Annotated in this window: 20 protein-coding genes; 11 read left to right on the forward strand and 9 right to left on the reverse strand. The window is 71.1% G+C overall.

All coding sequences use genetic code 11. From position 1 onward, the window contains the following. Positions 1-20 precede the first annotated feature (20 nt). From ACWDLG_RS20100 to ACWDLG_RS20115, 4 genes are all read left to right on the forward strand, one after another. Entirely contained in the window at positions 21-779 is a 759-nt protein-coding gene (locus tag ACWDLG_RS20100) for an IclR family transcriptional regulator (protein ID WP_449921939.1), read from the forward strand. A gap of 122 nt (positions 780-901) precedes the next feature. Then, the gene (locus tag ACWDLG_RS20105; RefSeq protein WP_449921941.1) at positions 902-1,420 is read left to right on the forward strand and encodes a VanZ family protein; all 519 of its coding nucleotides are present in this window, start codon (positions 902-904) and stop codon (positions 1,418-1,420) included. A gap of 173 nt (positions 1,421-1,593) precedes the next feature. Then, a complete protein-coding gene (locus tag ACWDLG_RS20110) occupies positions 1,594-2,346 on the forward strand; it encodes a GntR family transcriptional regulator (RefSeq protein ID WP_354909459.1) in 753 nt (250 codons plus the stop codon). A gap of 117 nt (positions 2,347-2,463) precedes the next feature. Next, positions 2,464-2,679, forward strand: a complete 216-nt coding sequence (locus ACWDLG_RS20115) for a hypothetical protein (protein ID WP_354909456.1) — start codon at positions 2,464-2,466, stop codon at positions 2,677-2,679. Positions 2,680-2,898: 219 nt separating this feature from the next. On the opposite strand, the gene ACWDLG_RS20120 is transcribed toward ACWDLG_RS20115, so the two are convergent. Next, positions 2,899-3,915 (reverse strand): DivIVA domain-containing protein, encoded by a 1,017-nt coding sequence (locus ACWDLG_RS20120; RefSeq protein WP_354909455.1) that lies wholly within the window; start codon positions 3,913-3,915, stop codon positions 2,899-2,901. A gap of 211 nt (positions 3,916-4,126) precedes the next feature. Between ACWDLG_RS20120 and ACWDLG_RS20125 the strand changes: the two genes are divergently transcribed. Then, positions 4,127-4,648, forward strand: a complete 522-nt coding sequence (locus ACWDLG_RS20125) for a gamma carbonic anhydrase family protein (protein ID WP_354909453.1) — start codon at positions 4,127-4,129, stop codon at positions 4,646-4,648. Here ACWDLG_RS20125 and ACWDLG_RS20130 read toward each other — a convergent pair. Next, positions 4,620-5,510 (reverse strand): hypothetical protein, encoded by an 891-nt coding sequence (locus ACWDLG_RS20130; RefSeq protein ID WP_449921943.1) that lies wholly within the window; start codon positions 5,508-5,510, stop codon positions 4,620-4,622. The two genes, ACWDLG_RS20125 and ACWDLG_RS20130, sit on opposite strands and share 29 nt — an antisense overlap. A gap of 45 nt (positions 5,511-5,555) precedes the next feature. On the opposite strand from ACWDLG_RS20130, the gene ACWDLG_RS20135 reads away from it, so the two are divergent. Together ACWDLG_RS20135 and ACWDLG_RS20140 are read left to right on the forward strand one after the other, a co-directional pair. After that, positions 5,556-7,727, forward strand: coding sequence for a hypothetical protein (locus ACWDLG_RS20135; RefSeq protein WP_449921945.1), 2,172 nt, complete (start codon positions 5,556-5,558; stop codon positions 7,725-7,727). Positions 7,728-7,922: 195 nt separating this feature from the next. Continuing rightward, positions 7,923-8,084, forward strand: a complete 162-nt coding sequence (locus ACWDLG_RS20140) for a hypothetical protein (RefSeq protein ID WP_354909446.1) — start codon at positions 7,923-7,925, stop codon at positions 8,082-8,084. An 86-nt stretch (positions 8,085-8,170) separates the two neighbouring features. Here ACWDLG_RS20140 and ACWDLG_RS20145 read toward each other — a convergent pair whose 3' ends face one another. The 7 genes from ACWDLG_RS20145 to ACWDLG_RS20175 form a co-directional block, all read right to left on the reverse strand. Next, positions 8,171-8,452, reverse strand: coding sequence for a metal-sensitive transcriptional regulator (locus tag ACWDLG_RS20145; RefSeq protein ID WP_183653791.1), 282 nt, complete (start codon positions 8,450-8,452; stop codon positions 8,171-8,173). A gap of 17 nt (positions 8,453-8,469) precedes the next feature. Next, positions 8,470-9,531, reverse strand: a complete 1,062-nt coding sequence (locus tag ACWDLG_RS20150; RefSeq protein WP_354909444.1) for a glycosyltransferase — start codon at positions 9,529-9,531, stop codon at positions 8,470-8,472. Beyond that, positions 9,528-10,358 (reverse strand): hypothetical protein, encoded by an 831-nt coding sequence (locus ACWDLG_RS20155; RefSeq protein WP_449921949.1) that lies wholly within the window; start codon positions 10,356-10,358, stop codon positions 9,528-9,530. Before ACWDLG_RS20155 ends, ACWDLG_RS20150 begins: the two co-directional genes overlap by 4 nt. A gap of 140 nt (positions 10,359-10,498) precedes the next feature. Continuing rightward, on the reverse strand, positions 10,499-12,592 hold the full coding sequence (locus ACWDLG_RS20160) for a (Fe-S)-binding protein (RefSeq protein ID WP_449921951.1): 2,094 nt from the start codon (positions 12,590-12,592) through the stop codon (positions 10,499-10,501). A 92-nt stretch (positions 12,593-12,684) separates the two neighbouring features. Continuing rightward, positions 12,685-13,266: a TetR/AcrR family transcriptional regulator gene (locus ACWDLG_RS20165; protein ID WP_449921952.1), complete on the reverse strand. Its 582-nt coding sequence runs from the start codon at positions 13,264-13,266 to the stop codon at positions 12,685-12,687. Further along, positions 13,263-14,174, reverse strand: a complete 912-nt coding sequence (locus tag ACWDLG_RS20170; protein ID WP_449921953.1) for a class I SAM-dependent methyltransferase — start codon at positions 14,172-14,174, stop codon at positions 13,263-13,265. Before ACWDLG_RS20170 ends, ACWDLG_RS20165 begins: the two co-directional genes overlap by 4 nt. Before the next feature lie 25 nt (positions 14,175-14,199). Further along, complete coding sequence (locus ACWDLG_RS20175) at positions 14,200-15,009, reverse strand: sugar phosphate isomerase/epimerase family protein (RefSeq protein ID WP_449921955.1); 810 nt, start codon at positions 15,007-15,009, stop codon at positions 14,200-14,202. Positions 15,010-15,045: 36 nt separating this feature from the next. On the opposite strand from ACWDLG_RS20175, the gene ACWDLG_RS20180 reads away from it, so the two are divergent. The 4 genes from ACWDLG_RS20180 to radA all read left to right on the forward strand — a co-directional run bounded on the left by ACWDLG_RS20180 (position 15,046) and on the right by radA (position 18,059). After that, positions 15,046-15,744, forward strand: a complete 699-nt coding sequence (locus ACWDLG_RS20180; RefSeq protein ID WP_449921957.1) for a class I SAM-dependent methyltransferase — start codon at positions 15,046-15,048, stop codon at positions 15,742-15,744. Between the two features lie 85 nt (positions 15,745-15,829). Next, positions 15,830-16,204: a MerR family transcriptional regulator gene (locus ACWDLG_RS20185; protein WP_354909427.1), complete on the forward strand. Its 375-nt coding sequence runs from the start codon at positions 15,830-15,832 to the stop codon at positions 16,202-16,204. Next, entirely contained in the window at positions 16,201-16,506 is a 306-nt protein-coding gene (trxA, locus tag ACWDLG_RS20190; RefSeq protein WP_449921960.1) for a thioredoxin, read from the forward strand. Before ACWDLG_RS20185 ends, trxA begins: the two co-directional genes overlap by 4 nt. A 137-nt stretch (positions 16,507-16,643) precedes the next feature. Continuing rightward, positions 16,644-18,059, forward strand: a complete 1,416-nt coding sequence (gene radA / locus ACWDLG_RS20195; protein WP_449921962.1) for a DNA repair protein RadA — start codon at positions 16,644-16,646, stop codon at positions 18,057-18,059. Positions 18,060-18,355: the final 296 nt, after the last annotated feature.

Here is an 18,355-nt window from a genome sequence, read left to right on the forward strand (position 1 = left end):
CCCGGCGGTTTCGGACAAGAATGCGTTCCGTGACACGGAACTCCGACCGGCTGTCGATGCTGGAGAAGTCATGGCTCGTCCTGGACGCGTTCCGGCCGAGCGGCGGCCCGCTCCGGCTGATGGACGTCGCCCAGCACTGCCACCTCCCCAAGACCACCGCCTTCCGGCTGCTCACCGAGCTGACCGAGATCGGCGCCGTCGCACGCAGGGAGGACGGGTACTACCTCGGCCGCCGGTTGTTCGAGCTCGGTAGCATCGTCCCTCTCGAACGCGACCTGCGCCACGCCGCCCTGCCGTTCATGCACGACCTCTACGAGGCCACCCGCGAGACGATCCACCTGGGCGTGCGCGACGGCTTCGACGTGGTCTACGTCGAGAAGATCCGCGGCCACGAGTCGTTCTCGCTGCCCTCGCGGGTGGGCGGGCGGCTGCCGCTCACCTGCACCGGGGTCGGCAAGGCGCTGCTGGCCTACTCGGGCCCCGCGTTCATCGAGGAGGTCCTCGGGCGGCCGCTGCGCAGGCTCACCCCGCACTCGATCGTGGACCCCAAGCGGCTGGAGGAGGCCCTCGGGCAGATCCAGGCGGCGGGCCTGGCCTACGAGCGGGAGGAGGCGCAGCTCGGCGGCGCCTGCATCGCGGCGCCGGTCTTCCGCGCGGGCGCCGCGGTGGCGGCGCTGTCGGTGTCGGTGCCGCTGGCCCGTTTCCATCCCACCCGGCTGGCGCCGGCGGTCAAGACGGCCGCACTGGGTGTGTCCAGGGCGCTCACCCGGGCGATCTAGCCGGCGCGTCCGGTCACCGACCGTGGCCGGCGTTCCGGCGCCGGCGGGCCCGGAACTTGTCCCACACCCGCCGATATTTGGCTGCCCTTTCGGACACTTTTCCGTACCTGCATTATTGCCCCGTGGGCCAAACCTGGGATTTATGGGGACATGTCATCATCGCGGGGCTGTTGGGGGTTCCGCTGGCCGTCCTGGCGGCGCTGGCGCTCACCCGGGCGCGCCGCAGGCGCGGGCACCCCGCTCCGGCCCGCACCGCCGTCGCCGACGTCGGCATCGTCGCGGGCACGGCCCCCTGGATCTGGATGATCCTCACCCCGGCAGGCGGTCGGAGCGGCGTCAATCTCGTGCCGTTCGCCGACCTGACCTGGATCGCCTCCGCGCCTCCCGCGACCGTGTTCGTGCAGGTCGGCGGCAACCTGCTGGTCTTCGCCTGCCTGGGTGCGCTGCTTCCGGTCCGGTCGGCCCGCTTCGCGAGCCCGGCCCGCGTGGCCGCCGTGGCGGCGGCCGCCTCCACGACCGTCGAACTGCTGCAGTACGGCCTGCGCCTCGGCCGCTACTCCTCGATCGACGACGTCTTGATCAACACGGTGGGGGCGATTCTTGCCGCGCTGATTACTCGCCGCTGGTGGGGGTCCAGATAGTGGCCAGGACCGTTCCACAGTAACGGCCCGCGAAAACTCGCGACGGTCACCACACGGGCACGATCCACTCAAAAGAAGCTCGGGACCATCCTGCGTATCTGTGCGATCGTGGACAAGGCGGGGCAAGTTCTCTGGAGACGCCAAACCTGGTTGGTGACAGAGGGTGATCAAACGTGTCTGAATCCCCGGTACCTCAGGAGCCCCCGATCTATCGACGGATCGCCGACGGCCTGCGCGCCAGGATCCTGTCCGGCGAACTGCGTGACGGGGAGCGACTACCGGGCGAGAACGCGCTCATGGCAGAACACGGAATCGCTCGCGCCACCGCCCGACAGGCGCTGGCCGTGCTGATCAATGAAGGGCTGGCGGTGCCGAAGCGAGGTTCTGGGGTCTACGTCCGACAGTTCAAGCCGATCCGCAGGCACGGATCACGACGCCTGTCCCGCGAGCAGTGGGGTCAGGGACGGGCCATCTGGGACGCCGACACCCGCGGCCGCCCCTTCACCGTGGACGCGGTGGAGGTGGCCCGCGGGCGCGCCGACGAGGCGACCGCCGGCGTCCTCGACAGCACCGAGGTGTGGATCAGGCGCCGCCGGTACTCGGTCGACGCCCGGCCCGTCCAACTGGCCACGTCCTACTTTCCGGCCGACCTGGTGGAGGGCAGCGCGATCACGTTGCCGGACACCGGGCCCGGCGGCGTCTACGCCCGGCTGCGCGACCTCGGCCTGCCACCCGCGCACTTCACCGAGGAGGTGCGCGCCCGCATGCCGCAGCCCGGGGAGGCGGGCCTGCTGGAACTGCCCGCGGGCACTCCGGTGATCGTGATCTCCAGGACCGCCTACACCGCGGGTGGCCTGCCCGTCGAATACAACGAGATGGTCCTTGACTCCGCGTCCTACGTACTCCAGTACGACTTCGACGCGTAGGTCAAGCTGATTTGTCAAGCGATAGGTTGACCTGTCCCCTGCGATCATTGATTTCTCTAGAGATGTGGCGCACCTTCTAAGAGGAAGCGGAAGTGGGGACCCGGAAAGGGTGACCAGATGTCCTTTGACCGGCATCTCGCCGAGATCGCCCTGGAGTACCCCCACTGGACCATCTGGCGGAGCGACGCGGGCCGCTGGTGGGCCACCCGGCACCACCCGCTGAGCGCGGAGCAGCGCGACGCGGGATGTGCCATGACCATCGACGCCGACGACCCTGAGGGCCTCCGCGAACAGTTGAGGGATCAGGAGAGGCGGGCAGGGCCCGCCCCTTAGCGCGCGTGCTGTGGATCGTTCTAGGCGGGGGATCCACGGCACGCGCCCCGGCCTCGTCCCGAGGCCACGAGCAGCCCGGTGCCGGGTTCAGCGTCTCGGCGGCTCCGGCACCGGGCCCCCAGGCGCGGAAGTCTCCGACCCTATCGGGGGCGGGGGCTTCCGCCCCGGCTTTCTCTCCCGGCCCCGCCCGCCGAGGGGGACGTGAGCCGGCGCGCGCCGCTACTTGTGCGCCAGCGTGCCCAGATTGACGTCGGTGTCCTCGGAGACCGGAGCGACCTGGGGCTGTTCCTCCACCGCGTCGGCCGGCTCGTCCTCGACGATCACCCGCACCTCGTCGACCTCCTCGGCCGCGGGCTCGACCACCGGCTCGACGGCGGGCTCCAGCATCGGGATCAGCGGCCCCGCCGCGTTCTCCCTGCGCATCAGGTCGCCGAGCACCGAGGTGATCTCGTTGAGGCGCCTGACCACCTCGCCGTGGGTGTCGGTGAGGTAGGTGACCCGCCGTCCCGCGTGCTCGTCGAGCGCGTTGACGCGCTGCTCGGCGGCGGAGAGCGCGGCCTGCGCCTGACCCTGGGCGGCGGCCAGCGTCGCCTCGGCCTCGGCCCGCGCCGCCGTCACCGTGGACTCGGCCTCCTGCCGCGCGCCCTCGACGGTCTGCTCCGCCTCCGCCCTGGCCGCCGTGAGCATCCTGTCGGCCTCGGCGTGGGCCACGCGCACCGCCTCTTCCGCCTCGGCCCGCGAGGTGGTCAACGTCTCCTCCGCGTCCGCGCCCGCCTGGGCCAGCATGCGCTCGGCCGCACCGGTCGCCTCGCCCACCCGGCGCTCGGCCTCGGCCTGCGCGCTGGTCAGGATGTTGTCGGCGGTCTCACGCGCCGAGGAGACCATCCGCTCGGCTTCCATGGTGGCCGTCTCGCGCACCCTTCTGGCCTCGGTCTCGGCGTCCTCCCGCTTGGCGGCCGCCTCCTCCTCGCCCAGCTTGAGGATCTGGGCGAGCCGCGGGCTGAGGTCGTCGTAGCTCTGCGGCGCCTCGACCATCCGGCGTCTGGCCTCGGCCAGCTCGGCACGGCCCTGCTCCGCCTGGTCGATCGCTCGTGCCAGCCGCTCCTCCAGATCCCTGATCTGGTTGCGGGAGCGGATCACATAGTCGTTCACCTGACGGCGGCTGTAGCCGCGCATGACGGTTTCGAAGACGTCTTCCTGCATCAGGTCGGGAAAGCTCTCGTGCTGGTTTGTCATGAGGAGTACCTAGGTGGGGAGCTTGCGGTTTGTGAGGGTCCGACAACGACGTGTCAGGAGACGACTTTCCTGCCATCTGCCCAAGTCCGCAACCCGAACGCCATACCTGCCCGGAGAATCCTGATGGGAAACGCGCGCTGTGCGCCTGCTCAGATGCCGCCGAGCCGGCCAGGCACGATCCTCTCAGGACGCGGCCACTACGATGGTCAAGATGTACATCGCAGCCCTGGATGACGGTGCAATTCCTGACATTCACCCAGACGCATATATCGCGCCGGGCGTGGTCGTCGTCGGGAATGTCACAGTAAGCCGTGGAGCCAACATCTGGTACGGCTCGGTCCTGCGCGGCGACGACGAGCGCATCGAGGTCGGCGAGGAGTGCAACGTTCAGGACCTGTGCTGCCTGCACGCCGACCCCGGCGAGCCCGCCGTACTCGAACCACGCGTGAGCCTCGGCCACAAGGCCATGGTCCACGGCGCCCACGTCGAGACCGGCGCGCTGATCGGCATCGGCGCGATCGTGCTCGGCGGCGCCCGGATCGGGGCGGGCAGCCTGGTCGCGGCCGGCGCGCTGGTCGGCCCCGGCAAGAAGATCCCCTCAGGCGTGCTCGTGGCGGGCGTGCCCGGCAGGGTGGTCCGCGAGCTCACCGACGACGACAGGGCGAGCTTCGCGCAGACCCCCGACCGGTACATGGCCAAGGCGCTCAGGCACCGGCGGGCTTCAGCAGTTTGATCAGCACGTCGTCAGGGGCCTTCATCAGGTCCGCCTCCGGCGTGGCGGGCCGCAGGAAGCGCACGTAGTCGACGGTCATCCTGAGGTCAGGCCTGCCCTTGATCGTCCTGGTGGCGTTGGCCTTGGCGGCGTCCTTCTTCAGCGCGCCGTAGCCGTCCCAGTCGGTGTAGCCGGTCACGCCCCACTCCAGCACCTTCGGCAGGTCGGGCCGCAGCCATCGCTGTCCGACCTTCCACGTGCCGCCGTCCTCCTTGTACAGCGCGGACACGACGGCGCCCGTCCTGGCGAGGATCAGCTCCGTCCAGCCGGCGCCGACCCGCACCTCCTTCGGCTTGGAGGCGCCGTCCACGGTCTCCTTCAACTCCACCCCTTCGGCCTTGTCCCCCGTGCCGGTGGTGACCGAGATCCAGTTCGGCTTGTCGTTGGACCGCGGCACGCGCAGCATCGCGCCGCCGAGGGAGAACTTGCGCCGGGGCGTGCCGCCCTTCCTGCCCTCGACCTTGAGCCTGGTGTGCAGGACGATGTCGCCGGCCAGCTCCTGGTAGACGAACGGGCCGCGGAAGGCGTCGAACCAGGTGGAGGTCGTGGGCTCCAGGTAGAGGGCACCCTTCGCGGTGCCGTCCACGTCGAGCTTGGCGAGCCGGTCCGGGTCGCCCTGGGTGTCGCTCAGCTGGCTCCAGACGGCGAGCTCGGCGGCGCTGGAGAACTCGCTGGAGGCCGAGCCCACCTCGCCGCCTGGGTCCGGGGCGCGCACGTCGGCCGCGGTGAGCGCCTTCGGCGCGGGAGGCCGGCTCGACGCCGCCGTGCCGCACCCGGCCAGGGCACAGGCGGCAAGCAGGGACACCGCGATCTTGGCTCTCATAATGGGACATTCTTGCGCGTCGCGGCGTCGGGCTACGATGCCGCCATGCGGTTCACGGCCATCGAGGCGGACGTCCGCGCCATGGTCTCAGACCCGCGCTGGGCGACACTCCCCCTCCCGACCAGGGCCAACGCCATCGCATCCCGAGCCCTGGCCACACCCGACGGCGGCAGGTGGATCTTCGGCGCGCACGCCCGCTGGTACCTCCAGGACCCGGGCGACGGCCGCTGGCACCTGTCGGCGCCGCCCCGCAACAGCCCCGCCCGCCTCGATCGCCACACCGGCGTCCTGCTGCCGCACCTGGTGCCCACCGGCCCCGACTTCGCCGCCGGACGCTGGTCCAGCCAGGCCTTCGTCGGCCCCGACGTGCCGCCGGCGCTCACCGCGGAGATCCGCGCGCTGGTCAGGGCGAACGGCAGGCGCTCGGTCGACGACTACCCGCTGACCTCCTTCCGCGACGTCTTCGCGAGCGACGTGCCGAGCACCGTGGCGGCGATCTGGGCGGCGATCATGTGGTGCGCCTACGCGCCCGCCTTCGACGGCAACGAGCAGCTCCTCTCGGTGTTCGGCGAGTACCTGGGCCGCCCGCTGCCGGGCGACGAGTGGGTGCGCTGGCTGCCGTCCCCGCCGCTGAAGTCCCTCGTCACCCTGTACGGCGAGCGCGTCCGCGCCGGCGCTCCCCGATCGGCGTTGCGCCTGGCCGCCCTCATGGCCGACACTGCGGGGATCCTGCGCGCCGACGCGCGCTTCCGTCCCCGGGCCGAGGCGCTCATCGCGATGCTGGAGCCGGCGCTGCGCAACCCCTCCCTGGACCACCAGACGGCCACGGGCCCCCTGCCCCGCCCGACCCCCGCCCCGCCGTACGGGCCAGGCGGGCCTCACGGGCCAGGCGAGCCTCACGGGGCCGCCGCGCCCTACGGGCCAGGCGCATCTCACGGGCCAGGCGGGTCGCACGGGGCCGCCGCGCCGTACGGGCCCGCCACCGGGTCGTTCCCACCACCGCCTCCCGTCGGGACCACCGGCGCCTTCCCACCACCGCCTCCCGTCGGGACCACCGGCGCCTTCCCTCCACCGCCTTCCGTGGGGTCCACCGGCGGCTTCCCGCACGCCGCGGGCCATGGCACGGGCGGCCCGCCCCCGGCCGCCTGGCGCTCCACCGCGGGCGGGAGCGCGCCCGGATACCAGGGCGCCGTGCCCTCCGGCCTCCACCAGCCGCCGCCCACGACCACGGAAGGGGCCGCACCTGGCTCCTGGGGCGATCCGAGCGGCCGGACAGGCTCCTGGCGCGATCCGGACACCACGACCGGTCCCTGGATCGAAACGGGCGTCACAACGGGCCCCTGTCGGGACGCCGGCCCCACAGCCGGCCCCACAGCCGGACCCACAGCCGGCTCCCAGAGCGGGACGACCGGCCCAGCGCACGGAACCGGCCCCGCGACAGGCGCGTGGATCGAAACGGGCGCCATGACCGGCCCCTCGCGCGAAACCGGCCCCTCGCGCGAAACCGGCTCCCACGGCGGGACGGGCGGCGCAAACCATGGATCCGGCCCCACCACCGGCTCCTGGAGTGGAGCCGGCGCCGCGACCGGCCCCTGGCGGGAAGCCAGCGCCACAGCCGGCTCCCGGACACCGAGCGGGGCCTCTCAGGGCGGCGTGGGCGGCGCTCAGGGCGGCGTGGGCGGGGCCGCGGCCGAGGAGGCGGCGACCCGGAACGGGGCCGCCGCCGACAAGGCCCTGCGGCGGGCCTGGCTGTCCAGGGTGCCCGAGCACCTGGCGCGTGCCGTCCTGGCCGAGACCGACCCGGGCGAGCACTTCCGCCACACGGTCGGCGACCTCCTGGAGGCCGTGGCCTTCTCGTCAGATCCGCACCGGACGGCCGCCGCCCTGCTCGCCGCCGACCACGCCGACGCCCCCGAGGGCCTGCCGACCGTGGTCGCCTGGCTGGATCATCGCCTGCGCCACGCGCTCCGCGTCCAGTTGGCCGCGCCGCGCGGCGAGCAGACCGAGCCCGACGGGTTCGAGGTGGGCCCCCGCTGGCTCGACGCCGTACCGCCGACCAGGGACGGCGCGGCCGCGGTGCTGGGCGCCGCCTACGCGGCGGGGCTGGCGTGGTGCCGGCTGACCCGTACGCCGGTGCCCGAGCGCGGTTTCCCCGGGGCCGCCGCGATCGTGCACAGGTTGATCCATGAGCGCGACGATCCCCATCTAAACCACTAATCTCGCTATTTCACCCTTACTCGGTAAATATCACTCTTGGAACGGTATTCGCCGAATTGTGATCTCGGTTTCGGGAAATGATCCTTGTGGGGGCAGGATGGCGCCGCAAGGAATGACCCCGATGGGCCATGTCGCCAGAAGAGCCTCCGCCGTAACCTCGAAGAGGGTGTGGGCTGCGGAAGGAAGGACGACGCGGTGGGGCACGACGACCTGGACTCTCGGGTTCACGACCGTGTCGCGTTGGACGAGATTGCGCTCTACGCCGAGGTTCTGTCCGCCGTAGCCATCAGTGAACGGCGGCTCACCTTGGATGAGCTCGACGACGCGCTCGGATTGCGGACTTCGGCGAGCCGCTGAAGACCATCACATTGACCTAGTCCCGGACTCCCGCGGGGTCCGGGACACGGTTTTTCGGATGGTTCACCGAAGCCCGGAATGACTAGTCACGAACGAACGAGCCGCGCGATCGCCGCGGACGCCTCCTTGACCTTCGCCTCCGCCTCCGGCCCGCCGGTGTTGATCGCGTCGGTCACGCAATGGGAGATGTGCTCCTCCAGCAGCCCGAGCGCCACCGCCTGAAGCGCCCGCGTGGCCGCCGAGACCTGGGTGAGGATGTCGATGCAGTAGGCGTCGTCCTCCACCATGCGCTGCAGGCCCCGGATCTGACCCTCGATACGCCGCAGGCGGGTCAGATAGGCCTGCTTGTCTCCGCTGTACCCATGCATGCATCAAAGGTACCCAGTCAGCGCAGTTCGGCGATCAGCTCTTCCCAGAGCGTCGCGACCGCGTCCGCCGAGTGCCGGGAAGCGGTGTCGAGCGCTCCCGCGGCGAGCGACCTGCGCCTGCGGTCGTCGTCGATCAGCGTGAGCAGCGCCGCTGCGTACATCTCGATCTCGCCGTCGGGCACGAGGACGCCGTTGTAGCCGGTGATGATGTACTCGGCCGGGCCGCGGGCGCCGTCGAAGCCGACGACCGGCACGCCGCAGCCCATCGCCTCCAGGACCGCCATCCCGAGCGTCTCGGCCCGCGAGGTGGTGGCCACGATGGACGCCTTGGCGAACTCCCCCGCCAGGTCGGGCGTCGTCCCCATGAAGTAGACGTGGTTGTGCAGGTCGAGGTCGCGCACCAGGTCACGCAGCCGGCGTTCCTCCGGGCCGCCGCCGTACAGCCGCAGCCGCCAGTCGGGCCGCTTGTCGGCCACGATCGCGAACGCCCTGATCAACCGGTCGTAGGCGCGGGTGGCGACCCAGCGCCCGCCGGTGGCCACGATCCTGTTGTCCATCCTCGACCGCGGCCACAGCCCGCCGGGCAGCGCGTCGGGCACCGTGAGGACGGCGGGGGCGGCGCCCAGCAGCCGCTCCCAGTCCGCCCGCCCGCTGTCCGTGGCCGTCACCACCGCGTCGAGCCGCGGGTAGAACCGCTGCACCGGCCCCGGTACGGCAGGCCGCCCCCACTCCCGCGCGATCTTGAGCGTCTCCTTCGGCGCGTATCTGGCCGCCTGGACACTGATCGGTGGCCGGGTGGTGACCAGAACGTCACTCTTGAGCGTGCGAAGCAACCGCCACAGCGCCACCTCCGTGCGCATCTGACCGCGCGGCAGCAGATGCCTGGCGCCCGGCCTGGCGTCGACGAGCGTGCGCATCCGCACCTTGCCGCTGACGGCGAAGAACGGCTTCTCCTTCTGCCGCCTGACGCTGATCACCTCGACCTCGTGCCGCTCGGCCAGGTCGGAGGCCAGGTTGAGGGTGGAGCGGACGTCGCCGCGCATGCCGTACGCGGAGGGGAGCACGAAGCTGACCTTCACACGCCCACCTCGATCCGCAGCTCGTCGTCGGCGGTGTAGCAGGGCCGGACGGGCACGCCGTCCACGCGCATCGCCGGGTAGTGGAGGCGGCCGCGCTTGCCGTCCACGTCGTCGAGCCGGGAGGCCAGCCGCAGCGGGCGGGGAACGCCTTCCACCTCCAGCGACGGTTCCCACGTCCCCACGCCCTCGGGGTCGGCGGCGACCACGTCGACCAGCGAGACGGCGGCGTGGAAGCGCACCCCCTGCACGGTCGCGGCGGCGGCCACGGTCGCGGCGTCCTTCCCGTCCCCGGGAGGGTCCTTGACCGGGGCGGGCTGCCTGCGGCGCAGGGCGATCCTGGCCTCGTGCCTGGAGTCGTCGTCGTCGAGCCCCGTGTAGGCCAGCAGGCCCGTCACCTCGAACCGGCCCTCCCTGAACCAGACCGCCCGCACCTCCGCGGCCGGCTCGGCGTCGGAGACCCTGAGCGCGAGGTAGCCGTTCCTGGTGCGGTAGGCCCGGTAGGCGACGGTCCGCTTCGACAGCGCGTAGGTGTCGAGATGGTCGAGGGAGAAGCCGGGGTCGACGCTCCTGATGCGGCTCCTGCCGTCCTCCTGCCGCAGGTAGGTGTCCCAGCGGCCGGCCCCCAGGGTCAGCGGCGCGAGGGAGACCGCGAGCGTGGCGTCACGCGCCCGCACCGCCGTCGTGGCGAGCGCGACCTCCCGTTCCACGCCTGTCGCGCGGTGGCGCAGCACCAGTTTGGTGCCCGGGTCCAGCGGCCCTTCGATGGCGAGTCGCAGGGAGAGCACGTCAGCCAGGGTGACTTCCGCGTCCGTCACGACGACGCGCATCAGCAGCCCCCTCCCCGTCGAATGAAGCCATGCGACGTTGAGGTTACCGTGATTTTCCCGTTATGTGGAGAAAGGTTTTCGGCTTCGTCGCGCGTCTGACATGGGAAAGTCCGCAACACAGGGTGTTGCGGACTTCCGACTCAGCCCTTGACTGACTTGATCAGCAACTGGGCCACGTCCACGACTTCGAGCGTCTCCTTGGCCTCGCCGTTGTTCTTCTTCTCGTTGATCGCGTCGCCGAGCATCACCATGCAGAACGGGCAGGCGGTGGAGACGGTGTCCGGGTTCGTGGTCAGCGCCTCGTCCACCCGCTCGGTGTTGATGCGCTTGCCGATGCGCTCTTCCATCCACATGCGGGCGCCACCGGCTCCGCAGCAGAAGCCCCTGTCCTTGTGCCGGTGCATCTCCTGGGTCTGCACGCCGGGGACCTTCGACATGATGTCGCGCGGCTGGCTGTAGACCTTGTTGTGGCGGCCGAGGAAGCACGGGTCGTGGTAGGTGATCTTCTCCTCGATCGGGGTGATCGGGGTGAGCTTGCCCTCGTCCACGAGCTTGGCCAGCAGCTGGGTGTGATGCACGACCTCGTAGGTGCCGCCGAGCTGCGGGTACTCGTTGGCGAGGGTGTTGAAGCAGTGGGGGCAGGTCGCGACGATCTTCTTGACGCCCGCCTCGTTCAGCGTCTCGATGTTCTGCTGGGCGAGCATGTTGAACAGGAACTCCATGCCCAGGCGGCGGGCCGGGTCACCGGTGCACGCCTCGGCGGGGCCGAGCACCGCGAACTTCACGCCCGCGATGTGGAGCAGCTCGGCGACGGCCTTCGTGGTCTTCTTCGCCCGGTCCTCCAGGGCGCCCGCGCAGCCGACCCAGAACAGGTACTCGGTGTCCTCGGGCATCTTCTCGTCGATGAGCGTGACCTCGAAGTCGAGCTCCGCGATCCAGTCGGCCCGCTTCATCTCGGACATGCCCCACGGGTTGCCCTTGTTCTCCAGGTTCTTCACCATCACGCCCGCCTCGGACGGGAACGACGACTCGACCATCACCTGGTAGCGGCGCATGTCGAGGATGTGGTCGATGTGCTCGATGTCGACCGGGCACTGCTCGACGCAGGCGCCGCAGTTGGTGCACGACCACAGCACGTCCGGGTGGATGACGCCTTCCTCGCCGACCAGCGGCTTCTCCAGCAGCGCGAGCACGTCGGTGTCGGCGTGGCTGGTGTCGCCCTGCAGCAGGTACGGCGCGACCTTGAAGGCGTGGTCACGCTGGTCGAGGATGAGCATCTTCGGCGACAGCGGCTTGTCGGTGTTCCACGCGGGACACTGCGACTGGCAGCGGCCGCACTCGGTGCAGGAGTAGAAGTCGAGGAAGCCCTTCCAGGTGGTGTCGCCGATCTTGCCGCGGCCCAGCCGTTCGGGGTCGAGGTCCTCGTCCTCGAAGTCGACGGGCTTGCCGTCGACGCGCAGCTCCGGCGCGCCGCCGAGCCCGTCGGGCCGGCGCGAGAACAGCACGTTCAGCGGCGCGGTGAAGATGTGGAGGTGCTTGGAGTTCACCACGATGACGAGGAACACCAGCATGAAGCCGATGTGCAGCAGCAGCGCGATCTCTTCGAGCAGGGAGCTGGCCAGCAGCACCTCGCCCAGGGCCAGCGACACGAACGCGCCACCGTCGTAGGGGAGGTTGCCGTTGGCCGCCGCCGCGCCGCGGGCGAGGAACAGCGTCCAGATGATGTTGAAGATCATGAACAGCACGAGCCACGCGCCACCGAGGTGCGAGCCGGAGAAGCGCGACTTGCGGCCCAGCGTCTTCGGGGAGTTCTTGATCCGGATCGCCGCGAACGCGATCAGGCCGAGCACGCAGGCCACCGCGATGAAGTCCTGCAGGAAGCCCAGCACCGACCACTGCCCGATGAGCGGGATGTGGAAGTCAGGCCGGCCGGTGATCGCGCCCTGGATGATCGCGCCGTAGGCCTCGATGTAGACGGTCAGCAGGATGAAGAAGGCCCACATGACGAAGAAGTGCGCGACACCCGAAGGCGTCCACTTCAGCAGCTTCTTCTGCCCGAAGACCTCGACGAGCTGCGCCTTGACCTCGGTGCCCACGTTGTCCTTGGCGTACTGGACGCGCTCGGGCGCGGGTGGGCCCACCGTGGCGAGCTTGAACAGGAACAGTGTCCGGCGGCCCGCGACGGCGACCGCTGCCACGGTCATCGCGAGCCCGATGATGGCGACCCAGAGCACGTGTCCTCCCACAGACTGCGTTGGCTGCCCACTATCCTACCGACGGGTAACTTTTGGTCGGTACGGCACCGCGACCATAGTAGAACGATGCTCTACGAGGCCAGATAGCGCTGTACGGCAGGACCGACCAGCTCCACCAGCTCCTCGAGATCAGCCGAGGCCACCGGCTCGAGCCTGAGCACGTGACGCGCCAGCACCACCCCGATGAGCTGGGCGAACGCGGCCTCCATCCGCAGGTGCGAGATGCCCAGACCATCGGCCACCCGGTACAGCAGCGCGTTGGTGATGAACTCCCGCATCATGAGCACCACCTGCTCGTTGGTCATGGCCGACCGCATGAGCGCGAGCACGGGCTCCCTGGCCTGCGCGTCGGCCGTGACCGTGAGGATCAGCCGGACCAGCCGCTCGCCCACCTCCTCGCGCGGGCCGTCCAGCAACCGGCCCAGCACGTCGTCGGGATCGATGGGCAGCCGCATGGCCTCGACGAACAAGCCCTCCTTGGTCGCGAAGTAGTGGTGCACGAGGGCGGGGTCGACCGCGGCTTCGCGGGCGATGCCGCGGACCGTCGCCTTGTCGAACCCCTTCTCGGCGAACACCTGCCTGGCCGCGGTGAGGATGTCGCCACGCGTGTCCGAGGCGCCCGGCCTGCGTCCCGTCCGGCGCTTGACCGTCATCCGCCGACCGCCAGGTAGACGCGCATCGGGACGGTGAGCACGCCGTCGGGGAAGACCCGCAGCAGCTCGGCGCGCTGCAGGGCGACCAGCTCGTCGGCGGCCTCGGCGGGCATCGTCGCCATGTAGGAGTGGGAGCGCAGGTCGAGCAGGAAGGCGTCGACGGCGACCCGGCGCGTCCAGCGCAGCCAGCGCTCCTCGACCGGCAGCGCCTCCGCGATCTTCGGCATGTTCCACTCGGGTCGCGCCGGACCCCAGTAGGCGGCGCACGCCTCCGCCAGGCGGACCTCGTAGGCGGCCAGCCAGTCGGCACTGGCGGCGTCGGTGGTGTTCCACCAGGCGGCGACCCTCCCGCCGGGGCGCAGCACGCGCCGCGCCTCCGCGATCGAGACGTCGGGGTCGAGCCAGTGCCACGACTGGGCGTAGGTCACCAGGTCGGCGCCGCCGTCCCTGAGGGGCAGGGCGTTGCCGTCCCCCTGCACGGCCACCACGACACCCCGCGCCACCTGCCCGCCGTCACCATCCGCATGGACACCGTCCGCGTGGACACCGTCCGCGTGGTTCCCGTCCGTGTGATTCCCGTCCGCGTGGTGCCCGGCCGTGTGTTGCCCGGCCGTGTGTTGCCTGTCCGCGTGTTGCCTGTCCGTGTGGTTGCGCGCCATCAGCCGCGCCAGCATCTCGCGGCCGGGGTCGACGGCCACCACGCGGGCACCGCGATCCCGCAGGGCACGCGCCGAGATGCCGGTGCCCGCGCCGACGTCGACCACCGTCGCACCCGCCAGCGCGACGCCGGACAGCTCCGTGAGCGCGTCGAACAGCTCACCCGGATAGCCGGGGCGGCCCGCGTCGTAGGCGTCGGCGACCCGGTCGAACACCCTGCCAAGCGCGCGAGAGGGGCCAGTGACACTCATGAGAGGACTTTCCCCCGCGGCCCGCTCATCTAGACGCCGCGAGGTGCAGCCTGGCGAAGGCCAGGGCCTCCGCCAGATCGTCGATCCGTTCCGTACGGCTGGACGCCTTGCGCGTGTTGATCTCCAGCACCACCAGCCCGTCGAAGCCGGTGTTGGCCAGCCGTTCGAGGACCTGCGCGCACGGCTGGTTGCCCCTGCCGGGGACCAGGTGCTCGTCCTTGTTCGGCACGCCGACGCCGTCGGCCAGGTGCAGGTGCGCGAGCCGGTCGCCGAGCTTCACCGCCATCTCCATCGCGTCGGAGCCCGAGACCGCCGTGTGCGACAGGTCGAGGGTGACCTGGGGGAAGGCGTAGTCGATCGGATTCCAGTCGGGGGAGTACGGCACGACGTCGTTGCCTCGCGCCTTGAGGGGGAACATGTTCTCCACCGCGAAGACCACGTCGGTCTCGTCGCGCATCCTCGCCAGGCCGTTCTCGAAGTCGCGGGCGTAGTCACGCTGCCAGCGGAACGGCGGGTGGACCACGACCGTGCGCGCGCCGAGCCGCTCGGCGGCCTTCTGCGCCTTCAGCAGCTTGGCCCACGGGTCGCGGCCCCACACGCGCTGGGTCACCAGCAGGCAGGGCGCGTGGATCGCGAGGACGGGGATCTCGTAGTGGTCCGACAACCGCTCGATGACGTCGATGTCCTGGCTGACGGGGTCGGCCCCCACCATGATCTCCACACCGTCGTAGCCGAGGCGGGCGGCCAGCTCGAAGGCGTCGGGGGTACGTTCCGGATATACCGAAGCAGTGGACAATGCGATCTTCGCATTGGGCACGCGGATGACATCTGCCACGCTGCCAGCCTACGCGCGAGGCCGTACCGTGGGGGCATGCCGCGCGTCGCCACCGGAGCCATCCCCAGCCCGAACATCTGGAACACCCCCGCGATCTACGAGCTGGAGAACCGCGCGGTCGACCCCGACGGCGCGGCCGACGCGGCGATGCGGGCGATCCGCCCCTGGGACGGCGCGACCGTGCTCGACATCGGCTGCGGCAGCGGCTACCACCTGCCGTCCTTCGCCGCCACAGCGGCCAGGGTGATCGGCGTCGAACCCCACGGCGACCTCGTCGGCCTGGCCCGCCGCCGCTGCGACGGCCTCGCCAACGTGTCCGTCCACGCGGCCACCGCGCAGGCGCTGCCGGTGCCCGACGCCGGCGTCGACGTGGCCGTCGCCCGGTGGGCCTACTTCTTCGGCCCCGGCTGCGAACCGGGGCTGCGCGAGCTGTCCCGCGTCGTACGGCGGGGCGGCGCGGCGTTCGTGATCGACCTCGACGCCACGCGCGGCGCCTTCGGCAGGTGGTTCCAGCGCACGGTGCCGGCGTACTCGCCCGGCGCCGTGGAGGACTTCTGGTCCCGGCAGGGATGGCAGCGCGCCGAGCTGGACCTGCGGATGGTCTTCGAGCGCCGGGCCGACCTCGAGGCGGTGCTGCGCATCGAGTTCGCGCCCGAGGTGGCCGAGGAGGCGATCCGGGAGACGACCGGAGTGGAGCTGGCCTACCCGAACGTCCTGCGCTGGCGCTACTTCTGACCGGCGCGGTGGGCGACCGGTCGTCCGATGGCGGCGTTTCGGGCCGCTTGACCTTGACACTGACGTCAACGTTTACCGTTGTGGCATGCGGATCGGAGAGCTGGCCGAACGGACAGGTGTGAGCGCTCGTTCCCTGCGCTACTACGAGAAGCACGGGCTCCTCAGCGCCCGCAGGGGAGCGAACGGCTACCGCGAGTACTCCCTCTCGGACGTGAAGCTGGTCAGCGAGATCCGCCAGCTGCTCACGGTGGGGTTCACGCTCGAGGACGCCCGCCCGTTCGTCGACTGCCTCCGCGCGGGTCACGCCTCGGGCAGCGCGTGCGCGGAGTCCGTCGCCGTCTACCGGCGCAAGCTGGCCCAGATCGACGAGGAGATCGGCGTCCTGCTGGCCAGGCGTGCGGAGGTGGCAGGACAGCTCACCCAGGCCTGCACCGGATGTTTCGCGAAGGAGAAGGCATGATCAAGCTGACGACTGAGAACTTCGAGGAGCTCGTGCTCAAGAGCTCCGAGCCGGTCCTGGTGGACTTCTGGGCGGAGTGGTGCGGACCCTGCCGGATGGTGGCGCCCGTCCTGGACCAGATCGAGGCGGAGCACGGGCTGGCCATCGGCAAGCTCAACACCGACGAGAACCCCGAGATCATGACCAGGTACGGCGTGATGGGCCTGCCCACCCTGCTGCTCTTCGAGAACGGCGAGCCGGTGAAGCAGGTCGTCGGCGCGAAGCCCAAGCGCATGCTGGAAGCCGAGCTCGGCCTCTCCTGACCCCGGCCGCCTCTCCACGACGAGCCTCGGACACGGCTCCGCAGGACGTCCGGAACGCCTGGTCACCGTGACAGCGCCCGAGGCCGCCGCATCCCGGCTGCGGCCGATTGTCGGCCACGCAGGCTAGCCTGCTCCGCATGGCACCGAAGACCGCACAGAAGCCCGGTTACCGCTGCGCCGAGTGCGGCTGGCGCACCACCAAGTGGGTCGGCAGGTGCGGCGAGTGCCAGGCGTGGGGCACGGTCGACGAGGAGGGCGCCCGAGCGGGGGTCCACGTGGTGCAGCCCGGCGCCACCAGCGGCCCCGCCGTACCCATCGGTGACGTCAAGGCGGAGATCGCCACCGCCCGCCCGACCGGCGTGAGCGAGCTCGACCGCGTCCTCGGCGGCGGGCTGGTGCCGGGCGCGGTCCTGCTGCTGGCGGGCGAGCCGGGCATCGGCAAGTCCACGCTCCTGCTGGAGGCCGCCGCCCGCATCGCCGAGTGGACCACCGTCCTCTATCTCACGGGCGAGGAGTCGGCCGCCCAGGTCCGGCTGCGCGCCGACCGCATCGGGGCGATCCGCGACAAGCTCTACCTCGCCGCCGAGACCGAGCTGTCGGCGCTCATGACCCATGTGGAGAAGGTCCAGCCGCAGCTCCTGATCGTCGACTCGGTGCAGACGGTCGGCTCCGCGCAGGCCACGGGCGTCCCTGGCGGCGTGACGCAGGTGCGGGAGGTGGCCGCCAATCTCGTCCGGCTGGCCAAGGAGCGCAACATGGCCACCGTCCTGGTCGGCCACGTCACCAAGGAGGGCTCGATCGCCGGCCCCCGCACCCTCGAGCACCTGGTCGACGTGGTGCTCAGCTTCGAGGGAGACCGCCACTCCAGGCTGCGCATGGTCCGCGCGATCAAGAACAGGTTCGGCCCGACGGACGAGGTCGGCTGCTTCGACCTCCACGACCGCGGCATCGAGGGCATCACCGACCCCAGCGGCCTGTTCGTCTCGCGCCGCAGCGAGCCGGTGCCCGGCACCTGCGTCACCGTCACCGTCGAGGGCACCAGACCGCTGCCCGCCGAGGTCCAGGCGCTGGTCGCGCGCACCGAGGCGCAGCAGCCGCGCCGCACCTCCTCCGGCCTCGACCCCTACCGGGTGCAGATGATCCTGGCCGTCCTCGAGCGCAGGCTCAACGCCAGGCTGGGCGGCTGCGACGTCTTCACCGCCACCGTCGGCGGCATCAAGCTCGCCGACCCCGCCGTCGACCTGTCGGTCATGCTCGCCGTGGCCAGCGCGGCGGGCGACAAGCCGCTACCGCAAGGGCTCGTCGCGCTGGGCGAGGTGGGGCTGGCGGGCGAGCTCAGGCCGGTGCGCGACGTCCGCCGCCGGCTGTCGGAGGCCGCGCGGCTGGGGTTCAAGCGGGCGCTGGTGCCCCGGGGCTCGCTGGAGGAGGGCGGCAGCCGCCGCCGGCCGGGTGAGCAGCGCGCGCTGGTCCCGGTGGGGCCGGTCGCGTTCGCTCCAGGGTTCGAGGTGATGGAGGCGGAGAACGTCTGGGACGCCCTCACCCACGTCACCTGATCACCCCGCCCAGCCGGCCGCCGGTCCCGCAACGGTTGCATAACGACTACGCGGTCGGGGGGCCACCGTCATGTGCCGCGACGTCGGTAAAGGAAATGAAAGCGCGCGACACGGGCAGGAGAAGGGCGGCCGCACGATCCGACGTGACGGCGCCCGGCCCCGTGGGCCCGCAGTAGCGTGATGGACGGCGCGGGACCGGCGGACCACGGTGGCCTGTCGTCGGCGTGCCGTACGGGCAGGAGCGGGACGGACCCGGAGCGGGACCCCCCTGACCGGCGGCGGCAGGGCGACGAAGG

This window comes from Nonomuraea sp. NPDC003727, from assembly GCF_053586935.1.

Excerpts from the sequence above, each read along its gene's own strand:
- ACWDLG_RS20100 (WP_449921939.1), top strand. The coding sequence starts at position 21 with ATGCGTTCCGTGACACGGAACTCCGACCGGCTGTCGATGCTGGAGAAG.
- ACWDLG_RS20115 (WP_354909456.1), top strand. The coding sequence starts at position 2,464 with ATGTCCTTTGACCGGCATCTCGCCGAGATCGCCCTGGAGTACCCCCAC.
- ACWDLG_RS20120 (WP_354909455.1), bottom strand. The coding sequence starts at position 3,915 with ATGACAAACCAGCACGAGAGCTTTCCCGACCTGATGCAGGAAGACGTC.
- ACWDLG_RS20125 (WP_354909453.1), top strand. The coding sequence starts at position 4,127 with ATGTACATCGCAGCCCTGGATGACGGTGCAATTCCTGACATTCACCCA.
- ACWDLG_RS20130 (WP_449921943.1), bottom strand. The coding sequence starts at position 5,510 with ATGAGAGCCAAGATCGCGGTGTCCCTGCTTGCCGCCTGTGCCCTGGCC.
- ACWDLG_RS20135 (WP_449921945.1), top strand. The coding sequence starts at position 5,556 with ATGCGGTTCACGGCCATCGAGGCGGACGTCCGCGCCATGGTCTCAGAC.
- ACWDLG_RS20145 (WP_183653791.1), bottom strand. The coding sequence starts at position 8,452 with ATGCATGGGTACAGCGGAGACAAGCAGGCCTATCTGACCCGCCTGCGG.
- ACWDLG_RS20155 (WP_449921949.1), bottom strand. The coding sequence starts at position 10,358 with ATGCGCGTCGTCGTGACGGACGCGGAAGTCACCCTGGCTGACGTGCTC.
- ACWDLG_RS20165 (WP_449921952.1), bottom strand. The coding sequence starts at position 13,266 with ATGACGGTCAAGCGCCGGACGGGACGCAGGCCGGGCGCCTCGGACACG.
- ACWDLG_RS20170 (WP_449921953.1), bottom strand. The coding sequence starts at position 14,174 with ATGAGTGTCACTGGCCCCTCTCGCGCGCTTGGCAGGGTGTTCGACCGG.
- ACWDLG_RS20180 (WP_449921957.1), top strand. The coding sequence starts at position 15,046 with ATGCCGCGCGTCGCCACCGGAGCCATCCCCAGCCCGAACATCTGGAAC.
- ACWDLG_RS20185 (WP_354909427.1), top strand. The coding sequence starts at position 15,830 with ATGCGGATCGGAGAGCTGGCCGAACGGACAGGTGTGAGCGCTCGTTCC.
- trxA (WP_449921960.1), top strand. The coding sequence starts at position 16,201 with ATGATCAAGCTGACGACTGAGAACTTCGAGGAGCTCGTGCTCAAGAGC.
- radA (WP_449921962.1), top strand. The coding sequence starts at position 16,644 with ATGGCACCGAAGACCGCACAGAAGCCCGGTTACCGCTGCGCCGAGTGC.